This window comes from Thalassospira sp. MIT1004 (assembly GCF_001858545.1).
In the GTDB taxonomy this organism is placed as follows: Bacteria; Pseudomonadota; Alphaproteobacteria; order Rhodospirillales; family Thalassospiraceae; genus Thalassospira; species Thalassospira xiamenensis.
In genome coordinates this window covers 45,633-59,540 of the sequence record NZ_MCAO01000006.1, presented here as the reverse complement: position 1 = coordinate 59,540, position 13,908 = coordinate 45,633, and the positions used below count along the sequence as shown (strand labels likewise).

General features: G+C 55.9%; 11 protein-coding genes. 1 reads left to right on the top strand and 10 read right to left on the bottom strand.

What is annotated here, in order from left to right; genetic code table 11:
* Positions 1-165: 165 nt before the first annotated feature.
* The 9 genes from prmC to BC440_RS03355 form a co-directional block, all read right to left on the bottom strand.
* Positions 166-1,086, bottom strand: coding sequence for a peptide chain release factor N(5)-glutamine methyltransferase (gene prmC, locus BC440_RS03395; protein ID WP_007091115.1), 921 nt, complete (start codon positions 1,084-1,086; stop codon positions 166-168).
* 4 nt (positions 1,087-1,090) lie between these two features.
* Complete coding sequence (gene prfA / locus BC440_RS03390; RefSeq protein ID WP_007091116.1) at positions 1,091-2,173, bottom strand: peptide chain release factor 1; 1,083 nt, start codon at positions 2,171-2,173, stop codon at positions 1,091-1,093.
* Positions 2,170-3,519 carry a glutamyl-tRNA reductase gene (gene hemA / locus BC440_RS03385; RefSeq protein WP_063092374.1) on the bottom strand — a complete coding sequence of 450 codons (1,350 nt, stop codon included), beginning with the start codon at positions 3,517-3,519 and terminating at the stop codon, positions 2,170-2,172. The genes prfA and hemA overlap by 4 nt, the downstream gene beginning before the upstream one ends.
* Before the next feature lie 7 nt (positions 3,520-3,526).
* Complete coding sequence (hisS, locus tag BC440_RS03380; protein ID WP_063092373.1) at positions 3,527-4,768, bottom strand: histidine--tRNA ligase; 1,242 nt, start codon at positions 4,766-4,768, stop codon at positions 3,527-3,529.
* Between the two features lie 127 nt (positions 4,769-4,895).
* Positions 4,896-6,020, bottom strand: coding sequence for a flavodoxin-dependent (E)-4-hydroxy-3-methylbut-2-enyl-diphosphate synthase (gene ispG / locus BC440_RS03375; protein WP_063092372.1), 1,125 nt, complete (start codon positions 6,018-6,020; stop codon positions 4,896-4,898).
* 182 nt (positions 6,021-6,202) lie between these two features.
* Positions 6,203-7,330, bottom strand: coding sequence for a RodZ domain-containing protein (locus tag BC440_RS03370; protein WP_063092371.1), 1,128 nt, complete (start codon positions 7,328-7,330; stop codon positions 6,203-6,205).
* A gap of 167 nt (positions 7,331-7,497) precedes the next feature.
* Positions 7,498-9,780: a phosphoenolpyruvate--protein phosphotransferase gene (gene ptsP / locus BC440_RS03365; RefSeq protein ID WP_007091121.1), complete on the bottom strand. Its 2,283-nt coding sequence runs from the start codon at positions 9,778-9,780 to the stop codon at positions 7,498-7,500.
* A gap of 5 nt (positions 9,781-9,785) precedes the next feature.
* Positions 9,786-10,814 carry a nitronate monooxygenase gene (locus BC440_RS03360; protein WP_037991039.1) on the bottom strand — a complete coding sequence of 343 codons (1,029 nt, stop codon included), beginning with the start codon at positions 10,812-10,814 and terminating at the stop codon, positions 9,786-9,788.
* 154 nt (positions 10,815-10,968) lie between these two features.
* Complete coding sequence (locus tag BC440_RS03355; protein WP_063092370.1) at positions 10,969-12,189, bottom strand: aspartate kinase; 1,221 nt, start codon at positions 12,187-12,189, stop codon at positions 10,969-10,971.
* Between the two features lie 430 nt (positions 12,190-12,619).
* Here BC440_RS03355 and ubiG point away from each other — a divergent pair, with 430 nt between their 5' ends.
* Positions 12,620-13,384, top strand: a complete 765-nt coding sequence (gene ubiG / locus BC440_RS03350; RefSeq protein ID WP_063092369.1) for a bifunctional 2-polyprenyl-6-hydroxyphenol methylase/3-demethylubiquinol 3-O-methyltransferase UbiG — start codon at positions 12,620-12,622, stop codon at positions 13,382-13,384.
* Positions 13,385-13,452: 68 nt separating this feature from the next.
* Here ubiG and BC440_RS03345 read toward each other — a convergent pair whose 3' ends face one another.
* Positions 13,453-13,887: a DUF1178 family protein gene (locus BC440_RS03345; RefSeq protein WP_037991038.1), complete on the bottom strand. Its 435-nt coding sequence runs from the start codon at positions 13,885-13,887 to the stop codon at positions 13,453-13,455.
* Positions 13,888-13,908: the final 21 nt, after the last annotated feature.

The window sequence follows — 13,908 nt, the reverse complement described above, 5'->3', positions numbered from 1 at the left end:
AAAACCTTAAAGGGAACGGAGATTCATTACTGTTTACAGGGGAACACGGCGCTTTCATAGCGCGTCGGGCACCCGGCCCGTAAAAACAACCTATATGGCTTGACGCCTTATTCCAACTGTTTTTTTCAATGCCCGTATTTTTTTTGCAATGACGTGGCAGATCGGTCAGATCACACAGCGCCCGACAGAACAGCGGGTCTTTTTGGCTGCAACGCAGCGCACGATGCCCCCCAAATCCTCCCGATATTCCACGCCGACAAATCCGGCCTCGACCAAAAGACGGGCAACGTCTTCTTCCTGCCCTTGCCCGATTTCAAAAATCACGAACCCGGCCGGTTTGACGAGTGAAAATGCAACCTGTGACAGAATGCGATACGCGCCAAGCCCGTCACCTTCATCGGTCAGCGCCATACGCGGATCATATTCGCGTACTTCAGGCGATAATATTTCCATATCTGCCCGTGTGATATAGGGCGGGTTGGACACCACCAGATCAAAACCTTCCTGGCGTTCCTCGTCCGTAATCGCACTGTCCCAGTCCGACACACGAAACTCAACCTGATCGCCAAGATCAAGGCGGTCGGCATTTTCGCGTGCGCAGGAAACTGCCCCCGCACTGATATCAACGCCAAGCCCACGGGCATTTTGCAGATCGCCGACGATGGATAACAACAGACATCCCGTGCCGGTTCCGAAATCAATAACCGTCGGCGCGTCGCGGTCTTCAAGCCAGTCCAAAGCCAGTTCGACAAGCGTCTCGCTATCGGGGCGTGGATCAAGGGTTTCGGGGGACAGCTTGAAACTGTGACGCCAGAAATCCCGTTGCCCCAAAATGCGTGATACCGGTTCGCGCTTCAAACGGCGTGCGACCATGTCCCGGAATTTTGCTGCACGGTCATTGGCAACCACATCCTCGGGCCGTGCCGCAATCCGGCTGCCATCGACTTCTGCTGCGTCGGATAAAAGAATACGGGCATCCATTCGGGCATTTTCGATACCAGCATCACGCAATGCGCCAACCGCCTCGGCCATCAGCGCGCCAAGGGTTACCGAGTTGTCGGTCGTGGTGGCATGGTCTGCCGTCATGGGATCAATTCTCGATCTCGGCCAGTTTCTGGGCCTGATCTTCCGCAATCAGGGCATCAATCATTTCATCAACCGACGGTCCGCCCGTAATGAAATCATCCAGTCGATAAAGGGTCAGGTTGATACGATGATCCGATACACGCCCCTGCGGGAAGTTATAGGTGCGGATGCGTTCAGAACGATCCCCGGAACCGACCTGCGATTTGCGGTCGGCTGCGCGCGCGCTGTCCTTGCTTTCACGCTCCTGATCATACAGACGCGAAAGCAGCATCTTCATCGCCTTTTCCTTGTTCTTGTGCTGCGACTTTGCTTCCTGGCTGGCGGCGACCACACCGGTCGGAATATGGGTGATACGCACCGCACTGTCCGTGGTGTTAACGTGCTGGCCACCCGCCCCTTGCGAACGATAGGTATCGATACGCAAATCTTTTGGATCGATATGGATGTCGACCTCCTCGGCTTCGGGCAGAACGGCAACGGTTGCCGCCGAGGTATGAATGCGCCCGCCACCTTCGGTCACGGGCACACGCTGCACCCGATGCACGCCACTTTCAAATTTCAGGCGCGCAAACACGCCCGAACCCGATACGTTGACGATGACTTCCTTGTATCCGCCAAGATCGTTTTCATTGGCGTCCATCTGCTCGAACTTCCAGCCGCGGTTTTCCGCGTAACGCTGATACATGCGATACAGATCGGCGGCAAACAGGGCAGCTTCCTCGCCACCGGTACCGGCGCGAATTTCAAGGATGGCGTTCTTTTCGTCCGCATCATCCTTGGGCAGAAGCATCAGCTTCACGTCATGCTCGGCCTTCGGCAGCGCGTCGAGGATTTCATATTTCTCGGCTTCGGCCATTTCGCGCATATCGCGATCAGAACCCGCATCGTCAAGAATTTCCTGCGCACCTTCCAGATCAACGCGAAGCTTTTTGACCTTTTCGACCGCTTCGACAATCGGGGACAGCTCGGCATATTCGCGCGACAGTTTGGCAAACGAGTCACCATCCACCGCTCCACCTGACAGCAGGGATTTGAGCTCGTCGAACCGGCGTACAACGCCATCAAGTTTACCGGGGTCCAGACTCACTCTTTTTCCTCCTTCGGGGGTTCATAATTCTGTTCGGCTTTGGTGCCATTCGGTTCGGACTGCAACGCGAACAAACGCGTCAAAAGCTTTTGCGCCTTCATCCATTCGACCGTTCCCGCACCATCCGTGGTTGCCGCAAGGTCTTTAAGCGCTTGGGTCGGTGCATGCAACAACCTATTGATCAAAAGCCGGGTTGCCTTTTCAGCATCACCGTGGCTCTCGCGCAGCGCATCATCACGCACCGTTTCGAAATGCGTTCTTAAATCCGCCATCGCCGGGATCGCGGCACGCTCGGCCCGGACACGGACGAAATGTTCAACCTCTTCCTCGATCAGCGCCCAGGCTTCGTCGGCCTTTTCTTCACGCCCGCCACGCCCTTCGGCGGCAATTTTTTCAAGATCATCCAGCCGGTAAAAGAACACTTCGTCGATTTCGTCAACCTGCGGGTCGATATCACCGGGAACGGCGGTATCGATCATCAGAACCGGCCGATATCGTCTGCGTTTGATTGCGGCAAGGGCGCGCGTTTTGTCAATAATATAGCGGCGTGATCCACCCGCGGTCAGAACCATGTCCGCCTCGGCCAACAAGCGATCCAGATCATCAAGTTCCGACCAGTGGCAATCAAGACGGCGCGCCACAAGACGTGCCCGTGCCGCCAGTCTATCGGTCACAAGAACCCGACCCATACCTCGTTCGGCAAGGGATGCGGCAATCAGTTCGCCCATGTCCCCCGCACCCGCCAAAAGCAATGTGCAGTTGGCAATATCACCATGCAGGTCACGCGCAACAGACTGTGCCGCCGCGGCAATCGAAACCGCCCCCTGCCCGATCCCCGTCCGGCTGCGCACCTTTTTGGAAATGGCATAGGCCGTCTGATAAACCAGTTCCAGTTCGCGTCCGACAAGCTGATGCTGCCGTGCGATCCGGTGGGCATCCTTGACCTGTCCGAAGACTTCCGGTTCGCCAATCACCAGACTGTCTAGCGACGCGGCAACCGCAAACACATGGCGCAACGCATCGCGCCCGGAACGGATATAAAGCTCGCTTGCCAGCTTGTCGCGATCAATATCCGCCCAAAGCGCCAAAAGATCGATCAATCGTTCCCGGCCGCGTTCGGCTTCGGACGCAAGCAAATGGATTTCAGTGCGGTTGCAGGTCGAAACTACGATAGCCTGACCCAAACGGGCCTGCAAAATCGCCGACAGGAACTGCGGCAGGCGGGCTTCGTCGATGAACAGACGGTCACGCGTATCCTCGCTGGAGCGCCGATGATTGGTCCCGATCACCATCAGGCGATCCAGTGGCCAGTCTCCGGCTTCTTCACGCGCGAATGCGTCTGTCACCCTGCACTTACCTTTTGCCGATTACGCCTGCAAGCTGATCAAGTGCGATTTCCTGCTGCTCGCCACTGTCAAGGTCGCGCAACTGTGCAATCCCCTTGGCCAACTCGTCATCGCCAAGAATAACCGCAAGATGCGCATTGGCCTTGTCCGCACGCTTCATGCGCTTTTTCATGTTACCGGCATAGCCAAGCTCGACCGCGATCCCCGCCTCACGCAAAGTCTGCGCCAGCGTGCGGCATCGTGCCTCGGCAGCATCCCCCATCGGGATCAGCGCAACCGGGCGTGGTGCTGCCGGGGCTTCACCGACCATCAATGCCAGACGTTCAACACCTGCAGCCCAGCCAACGCCAGCCGTCTGCGGGCCACCCATGGTCGAAATCAGGCCATCGTAACGGCCACCGGCCATCACGGTTCCCTGTGCACCAAGGGTGTTGGTCGTGAACTCGAAACAGGTATGACAATAGTAATCCAGACCACGCACCAGACGCGGGTTCAACTCATACCCGATCCCGATATCACCAAGTCCACCAGTCAGCGACTTGAAGAATTCCTGACTGTGTTCATTCAGATATTCGGCAAATAGCGGTGCATTGGCCACAAGTTCCCTGTCGCCTTTATCCTTGGAATCAAGGATACGCAGCGGGTTCTTTTCAAGACGCGCCCGGCTATCTTCCGACAGCCTGTCGAAATGTCCCTTGAAATAATCGACCAGAACGTCGCGATATGCCGCCCTACTTTCCGGATCACCAAGGGTGTTAAGCTCAAGCGTTATGCTTTCCCAAAGACCAAGGCTTTTAAGGATATGCGCGCCGTATGCGATCATTTCGATATCGCCCGCGACCTGCTCGACGCCCAGAAGCTCCGCACCGATCTGGTGGAACTGACGCTGGCGGCCTTTCTGCGGGCGTTCATAACGGAACATCGGCCCATAGTAGGAAACCTTGACCGGCGACATCTGCTGCATCCCGTTCGAGATGTAGGCGCGCGCGATGCCGGCCGTCCCTTCGGGGCGTAGCGTGATCTGTTCACCTCCGCGATCCTCGAACGTATACATTTCCTTTGTCACGACATCGGACGTATCGCCAAGGGTCCGTGCAAAGACATCGGTAAATTCGAAGATCGGCGTGGTCATGCGGTGGTAACCATACAACTCGCCAATGTCGCGCGCGACCTGCGCGATATGATCCTGCAGACGGTTCTGTTCAGGCAGAAGGTCATGCGTGCCACGGACGGGTTGAAGCGATGCCACTTTGGGGTCTCCGATCTAACTTGAATTCCAGATATTTGCGCCAAAATGATCGGCTCAAATTCATGTGAACATGAAAATAGCTTTCCACCCGGACGGCGGAAAGCCAAAATTCGTCAATTCTGCTACGCTATTCTGCCGCGGCCAGCTTTGCCGCTTCTTCGGCTTCGATCTTGGCGGCGCGTTCCTCGACCAGTTCGACGATATGGTCGACCATTTTTTCGGTGCTGATATTGTGATCCGGGCGACCGGAAATATACATCTTGTGGTTTCCACCACCGCCACCGGTAAGCCCGATATCGGTTTCACGTGCCTCGCCCGGGCCATTGACGATACAGCCAATGATCGACAGCGAAATCGGCGTCGAAATGTGCGCCAGACGTTTTTCAAGCTCCGCCACGGTATCGACAACGTTAAAGCCCTGACGTGCACAGGACGGGCAGGAAATGATCTGCACACCGCGGGTCCGAAGGCCCAGAGATTTCAGAATGTCATAACCAACGTGGATTTCCTCGACCGGGTCTGCCGAAAGCGACACACGCAACGTATCGCCGATACCGGCCCACAGCAGGTTGCCCATGCCAATCGCCGATTTAACGGTACCACCGCGAAGGCCACCAGCCTCGGTAATCCCCAGATGCAAAGGATAATCGCATGCCTCGGCCAAACCGTAATAGGCGGCAACCGCAAGGAATACATCCGATGCCTTGACCGAAATCTTGAACTCGTAGAAATCCTGATCTTCAAGGATTTTGGCGTGGTTCAACGCACTTTCGACCATCGCCTCCGGGCAGGGCTCGCCATAACGTTCCAGCAATTCCTTTTCAAGCGATCCGGCATTGACCCCGATACGCATCGAACAGCCGTGATCCTTTGCCGCCTTCACGACTTCACGTACACGATCGGTCGATCCGATATTGCCCGGGTTGATCCGCAGGCACGCTGCACCGGCTTCGGCGGCTTCGATGGCACGTTTGTAATGGAAATGTATATCGGCGACGATCGGGACATGCACCTGCTTGATGATGTCCTTAAGCACCGCGGTCGACTCCCGATCCGGGCAGGAAACGCGAACAATATCGGCACCTGCTTCTTCAAGGCGCAGGATCTGATCCACGGTCGCAGCAACATCGGTGGTCAGGGTATTGGTCATCGACTGCACCGAAATCGGCGCGTCTCCACCAACTTCCACATTACCAACGCGGATCTTGCGGCTTTTGCGGCGTTCAATATCTCGATAAGGGCGGACGCTCATTTCCGGTTCCAAGCAAATCTGTGTCTCTAGGCCGACTATATAGCTTATCAAGTGCCAATTAGAAACCGTTGCCTTACGGTTTTTCCGTCAGATTTTGCAAAGCTGTCATAAAAAAAGCGGCCTGATATGGCCGCTTTCTTCAAAATCTTTGGGGCCCTCATGATAACGAGAGGGCATCGGCACTACTGTGCCGGTGCCACACCGGCCCCTTCAAGGGCCTCAACATCAAGAGAGAAGTCCGAAATCACCGCACCATATTCACCGACCGGCAAGGCTTCCTTGCCATCAATGCTGTAGGTAAGTGCCCCGGCATTACCGACTTCAAGCATCAGCCCGTTTTTATTGGGCACGCGATAGGTATCCCCCGCACTCAGCATCCGGGTCAGCAGGATGTTGCCATCACCTTCGCGAATGCGAACCCAGCTGGTTTCGACCGCCTCAATGGTAACACGGCTGTCAAGATTGACCGCACCAAACACACGCCCGCCACCAACTTCGTCAACAGCCGGTGCTGCCGGAACAGAAGCTGTTTCCGCCGCTGGTGCAACTGGTGCCGATGACGGCGACTGTGCGGTTGATTGTTCCGGTGCTTGCGCTGCCGGGGCAGGCGCTTCAGCAACTTCGTTCTGTGCCGCAGGTGTTTCTGCCGGTACCGTATCAGCCACTTGCGGGGCTTCTGCGGTTTCCGCCACCGGTTCCTGTTCTGTCACGACAGATGCAGGTGCATTTGAATCATCCGCTGGCGCTTCCGCCGTTTCGGCAGGTTGCTCTGCCGATGCGGATGGCTCGACTTCTGCCGCACGGGCATCCGCCGCATTTTCAAGATTGCGTTCCGGAACGGCCTGCTCACCACCCGACGTATAACTTGCAAGACGTTCAGGCAGCGGATCAACGAGATCAGCAATCGTTTTGCCCTGGCTCGACAAGTAATACCAGCCACCATAGGCACCGATACCAAGCAATGCCGCAATCAGAAGAACCGCTCCACCGGGAACGCGACTTTCCTGAACAGGTTTTGGGAAACTAAGCTCGCTTCGGGCTGCGGGCGCATTGCTTTCCACGCGGAAACGCCGCACGATTTCTGCCCCGTCAAGTCCGAGATGTTCGGCATAGGCTTTAACAAAGCCCAAACCATACGGGCCACCGGGCAACACCGAATAATCGCTGTTCTCGATCGCCTCGATATAAATCTTGCGGATACGCAATAACTGACAAACGTCTTCCACGCTCTGACCAAGGCCGTTCCTGGTATGGCGCAAAAGGCGTCCTACCTCGGTCTGGTCAGCGGAATTACCGGTATCTGCTTCCATCTTAATGTCATTTGACGGCCCATTTCCAGGCAAAGGCCTGAAACGCAAGCGCCCCCCGGATTGCTCGTCCAAATGATCTTCCTTTCGCTTTCCGATCGCCAACTCCGCACCCCCACGTTACGATCTAGCAATAAAAATAGCAGAATCCCCACCAAAAGCGATTGTTTTTAAAGTTTTACACCGTGATCTATTGCGAAAGCCTTAAGACGTGATCGCAATGACTTGGTCGAACTTCCCATCACCGACAGGACATATCCTTCAACGCTTCTCACATTCAGGCTCCGGACCATTTCCTTTACAGGACCGATAGAAGCCGGTGCCATGGACAAGCGGCGAATACCCAATCCGATCAGGGCCATCGCTTCAAGTGGTCGCCCGGCCATCTCGCCGCAGATGGTCAGACGCACATTCCGTTCGTCACACAATGTGACAAGCTGCCGCATAAATGCAAACACACTTGGCGAAAGTGTATCATATCGCCCTTCCAACCGCGGGTTTCCGCGATCAGCAGCGAACATGAACTGCAGCAGGTCGTTGGTTCCAACCGACAAAAAGTCGACACGCTCCAGAAGCGCCGGTGCTTGCCATATCAGCGCCGGAACCTCCAGCATCGCCCCAACCTCGACCCGGTTCGGTACATAGCCGCGTTCTGCTTCGCGTTTCAACTGCTGATCCAGAAGCGCCCTTGCCTGGTCGAACTCTGCGACTTCGGCAATCATCGGGAACATGACATACAGATCCCGCTCATGGGCGGCCCGGATCAACGCGCGCAATTGATGAACAAGCACTGCAGGCCGATCCAGCGTAATGCGGATCGAGCGCCAGCCCATCGCCGGGTTCTCTTCTGTCATATCCTCCCAATAGGGCAACAATTTGTCACCCCCGACATCAAGCGTCCGAAACACGACCGGACGACCTTCCGCCTGTTCAAATATCCGGGTGTACAGCCGGGTCTGATCGCCAATATCTGGCATGGCCGATCTGACCATAAATGGAATTTCCGTCCGATAAAGCCCGATCCCGTCCGCGCCGCTTTCAATCACATGGGGTACATCGATCAAAAGCCCCGCATTGACGTTCAGCGAAATATCAATCTCGTCGCATGTCCGGGACGGCATATCGCGCATCTGCGCATAAAGCGCCTTGCGCTCGGCCCGCGCACGAAGCGCACCGTCAATAACCGAACGGACATCTTCACTTGGCCGGACGAACAATTGTGCATTGTCGGCATCGACAATCAGCGGATCACCGGTTTCGACCTTGTCGAGAACCCCTTTAACCCCGCCCAGCACCGGAATATCCAGCGCACGCGCAACAATTGCCACATGTGACGTATGCGACCCTTCTTCAAGGGCAAGGCCGCGCAGGCGGGTATGATCATAATCCAGAAGTTCCGCCGGGCCGATATTTCGCGCCACCAGAATGATATCGTCGGGCAACTCGCCAAAGGCCGGGGACTGATACTGCCCCGAAAGATGCTGCAGCAGACGGTTCGCCAGATCTTCAAGATCATGCAAACGTTCGCGCAGATACGGATCGCTGACCTGGGCCATGCGCGCACGGGTATCATCATGAACCTTCTGAACCGCTGCTTCCGCCGTAAGGCCGGTATGGACCGCCTCGGTAATGCGGTTAAGCCACCCGGTATCCTGCGCAATCATTTTATAGGCTTCAAGAATATCGCCCGGATCATCATCGCCGCCACTGCTATCCATTCCCGCAACAGCTTCAAGCATTTTGTCGAGATGGTCCTGAAGCCCGCGCATGGCGTCTCGAAGCCGGGTCAGTTCCTCGTCCGGATCATCGGACACCATCCGGTCGATGACAATGCGCGGCTCATGAAGAACCGCAACGCCCTTGCCAATCCCCGGTGCCAGACGCGCCCCGCCAAGCCGCAAAGGCAAAAGCGCAATCCCGTCGGTCGGAATCAGTTCATCGCGGCTGACCAGCTCGCCACCGGCGACCATTTCGGCCAGCACCATGGCAACGTTTTCAAGCGCTTCCTGCTCGTCCTCTGAATAAAGACGTTCGGTCCGGTTCTGCACGGCAAGGACGCCAATGATACGGCCCCCACGCAGGATCGGCACACCGATCATGGAATGATAGATTTCCTCGCCGGTTTCCGGACGATAGGCAAAGTTCGGATGGCCTTGCGCATCTTTAAGGTTAAGGGGCCGCGCATGGGCCGCCACATAACCGACAATCCCCTCGCCCACCCGAAGGCGGGTCATATGAACCGCCGCCGGTGCCAGACCGCAGGTCGCGAAAAGTTCCAGCACCTCGCCCGCGCGCATCACATAGACCGAACATACCTCCGCCACCATATCGGCGGCGATGATGGTCACGATCTGCCCAAGGCGCTCTTCTGCCGTCCCCGGACCAGCCATGACGTCGCGAACGCGCTTTAACAGGCGTCGCGGACCAGTGACTGCGGCGGACGGCATGCTCATCGGGTTTAACTGTCTCTTCTAACGAGGGACTGAACGGCCTGTTCGACCAGTTCTTCCAGAATTTCGGATACCGGTTGTTCTTTCTTTACCATACCAACCGACTGTCCTGCCATAACCGATCCGCCATCGACATCACCATCGATAACAGCCCGGCGAAGCGCACCGGCCCAGAAATGTTCGATCTCAAGCTGGGCTTCACCCTGATCAACCTCACCGGCGCGGAATTTGGCAATTACCTTGCGCTGGGTTTCAAGGAATTCATCTGTTCCCTTATTGGCGAGGGCACGTACCGGAATAACCGGGAAACGTTCATCAAGCTGAACCGTGGTGACCGCATCGCGTGCGCTGGCACGAATGAAGGCCTTTTTGAAATCGGGATGCGCAATACATTCGGTTGCGCATACCAGTCGCGTACCGATCTGAACACCGGCCGCCCCCTGTTCAAGCAATCCGGTAATGGCTTCGCCGCGCGCGATGCCTCCGGCACAGAACACCGGAACATCGCGCATTTCCGGCAGGATTTCCTGCGCCAGAACCGTCAGGGAAACCGGGCCGATATGACCACCAGCTTCGCTGCCTTCGATCACCAGCGCATCCGCACCCGAGCGCACCAGTTTTTTGGCCAAAACCAGTGCCGGAGCAAAACAGATGACCTTGGCAAATTCCTTGGCTTTCTTGATCGCTGCCGATGACGGTAGACCACCGGCCAGAACGACATGACCGACTTCATGCTCACGGCAAACCTCGATCAGGTCATCAAGCATCGGGTGCATGGTGATCAGATTGACGCCAAACGGCTTTTTGGTCAGGGCCTTGGTCCCGGCGATTTCAGCCGACAGCAATTCCGGGGTCATCGACCCGCACGCAATCACACCAAAGCCACCGGCATTTGAAACCGCCGCCACAAGGTGACGTTCTGAAACCCAGGACATTGCACCCGCCATGATGGCGTAATCCGTTCCCAGAAATTCCTTGCCCGCCGCCCACAATTTTTCAAGGCGGGCGCGTGCGACATCGAATTTCGGATCTCTCATATCATTCTGTACCCCAAAGCAGAAATGCAGGAAACCAAGGGTTCCCTGCCATTTCATCATAAAGGCCGAAACCGATAGTTCCAGCTAGTATGTAATAATTGACGCAATTTAACAGTGACTTAATCACAGGCCATGCAAGTCACATTATATTAAATTACTCGGCATCAAGACCATAAGCGGTATGAAGCGCGCGAACTGCCAGTTCGGTATATTCTTCGGCAATCAGAACGCTTACCTTGATTTCCGAGGTCGAAATGACCTGGATATTGATGCCTTTTTCCGCAAGCGTTTCGAACATCTTGCGCGCAACGCCAACGTGCGAACGCATGCCCACACCAATGATCGAAACCTTGGTCACATCTGATGTGCTCAGCAATTCCTTATAGCCGATCTTGGCCGAATTGCCCTCAATCACCGACAGCGCACGTTTGAATTCGCCGCGCGGCACGGTAAAGGTCATGTCGGTGCTTTTACCGTCTTCTGAAACGTTCTGCACGATCATGTCGACATTGATATTGGCCTCGGCCAGCGGGCCGAAGATAGAAGCAGCGATTCCCGGTTTGTCGGCGACTTTCACCAAGGTGATCTTGGCTTCGTCACGGCTATAGGCAATCCCGCTGACGACTTCCTGTTCCACGATTTCGTCCTCGTCTACAACAAGTGTTCCTTCCGCATCACTAAAGGAGGAGCGGACCTGTACCCGGACGCGATGGTTCATGGCCATCTCGACAGAACGGGTCTGAAGGACCTTCGCACCAAGCGATGCCAGTTCCAGCATTTCTTCGTAGGTAATCTTTTCGATCTTGCGCGCCTTGGGCACGATGCGCGGATCGGTCGTGTAAACCCCGTCAACATCGGTATAGATATCGCAACGATCCGCCTTCAGAGCCGCGGCAAGCGCCACCGCAGAAGTATCCGAACCGCCACGGCCCAGCGTGGTAATGCGGTTGTCAGGTGCGATCCCCTGGAAACCGGCAACACAGACAACCTCGCCGCTATTCATGCGCTTGTCGAGTTCGGTTGTATCGATTTCCTTGATACGTGCCTTGGCATGCGCGCCATCGGTCTTGATCGGAATCTGCCAGCCAAGCCATGAACGTGCAGGCACGTCCATGCTTTGCAGCGCCATGGCGATCAGGCCAACTGTCACCTGCTCGCCCGATGATACGATCACGTCATATTCGCGCGCGTCATACATCGGCGAAATTTCATCAGCCCAGCCAACCAGTTCGTTAGTCTTGCCCGACATTGCCGAAACAACAACCGCCACCTGATTGCCGGCATCGACCTCGGATTTGACCCGACGGGCGACGTTCTTGATCTTTTCGACATCGGCGACCGATGTGCCGCCGAATTTCATGACAATACGGGCCATGAAGTATCCCCGCTAAGCTTGCCATCCATCGGTGTTCCGAAGAAGACGGCATGTGATCCGGCCCTCGATCGATTGGCGCAGGCCATCAATGCGGCGCGCCACCTGACCCGGGCGGCGTTATCAATACTGCCATACTCTTTTGGAAACAAGCATCAACGCAGGAGAAAATTGCATCGATTCATTTTTTATTCGGGTTTGATGCGCCAGATGCCTCCCCAAGGGCGCAAACCGCGAAATATCCTGCGAATTCTTACCTGAAAACCCTGACAACACATGCGATTGGCGCAAGGCACGTTTCGATTTCCCTCATGCTGGTAACGCCCTCATTCGCCCGGCGTCAGGACCTTGATGCCCGGCAAACTATTGCCTTGCCGGACGCGCCCGCGTAAACAGGGCAAAGAAAATCAACGTCACGCCATCGGAGCCGTCCATGTCGCACGCATCCGCCAATAACAGCCGCACCGCCAATGCCGAGGAAATCGCACGCTTTTCCGCAATGGCCGAAAAATGGTGGGACCCGAACGGCGCGATGAAGCCCCTGCACAAGTTCAATCCGATCCGCTTGCAGCTTCTGCGCGACAATATCGCTGCCCATCTCGGACGCGATGCCAACCAGCTTGACGTCCTGAAAGATGTCGAAATCATCGATATCGGTTGCGGTGCCGGTCTTCTGTCCGAACCGCTGGCACGCATGGGCGCAAAAATGACGTCAATCGACGCAGCCGAAAACAATATCGAAGTCGCAAAGGTCCACGCTGCGCAGTCGGGCCCTGCCATTGATTATCGCAATTGCACCCCGGAAATGCTGGTCGACGAGGGCAAGCAGTTCGATATCGTTCTGAATATGGAAGTCATCGAACATGTCGATGACCCGCAATTCTTCATGCAGGCCTGTGCGGCGTTACTCAAACCCGGCGGGTTGATGTTTGTTGCCACCCTGAATCGGACGATCAAATCGCTGGCTCTGGCAAAATTCGGCGCTGAATACATCCTGCGCTGGTTGCCTGCTGGCACTCATGACTGGCGCAAATTCGTCAAACCATCCGAAATGTCGGGCTTGCTGCGCGGTGCCGGTCTTGATCTCGTGGATATCACCGGTGTGACCTACAACCCGATCACCGATAAATGGTCAGCCGCCCCGCGCGATCTTGACATCAATTACATGGTGATCGCGCAAAAACCCGCCAAAGCCTGATCCTATAGCTGACAACGTATTTTAGGACGGCACATCAGGCATGAAGGGAGCAAAGCGGGATCGAGCCCCTAATTCTTCTTGCTCTCATCAAGCCATGGCAACGCCTGAACATCAATGCCTTCATCGATCAGTTCGGCTGTTTCTTTAAGCGATGCCTCGCCATAAATGCCGCGCTTTTCGGTTTCGCCGTAATGGATTTTGCGGGCTTCCTCGGCAAACTTAGTGCCAACATGCTCGCAGTTTTCCTCGACCTGCTTGCGGATTTCGGCCATCGCCGTGCGGGTTGCTTCTGCCATGGCAACCTGGCGGGTCTTTTCGGCTGCCTCCTCTTTCTGGCGCGACGTCCGAAGACGCGGTGCCATCAACGCCTTTCCCACATTCGCCGTCCCACAAAACGGGCATGACAATTCACCGCTGGCAGCCTGGGTGTCATATGTTGCACCGTCTTTGAACCAGCCTTCAAATTCGTGATCATGTTCGCATTTAAGCTGAAAGAGGATCATGGTGTTGTTTTGTTCAAGCAA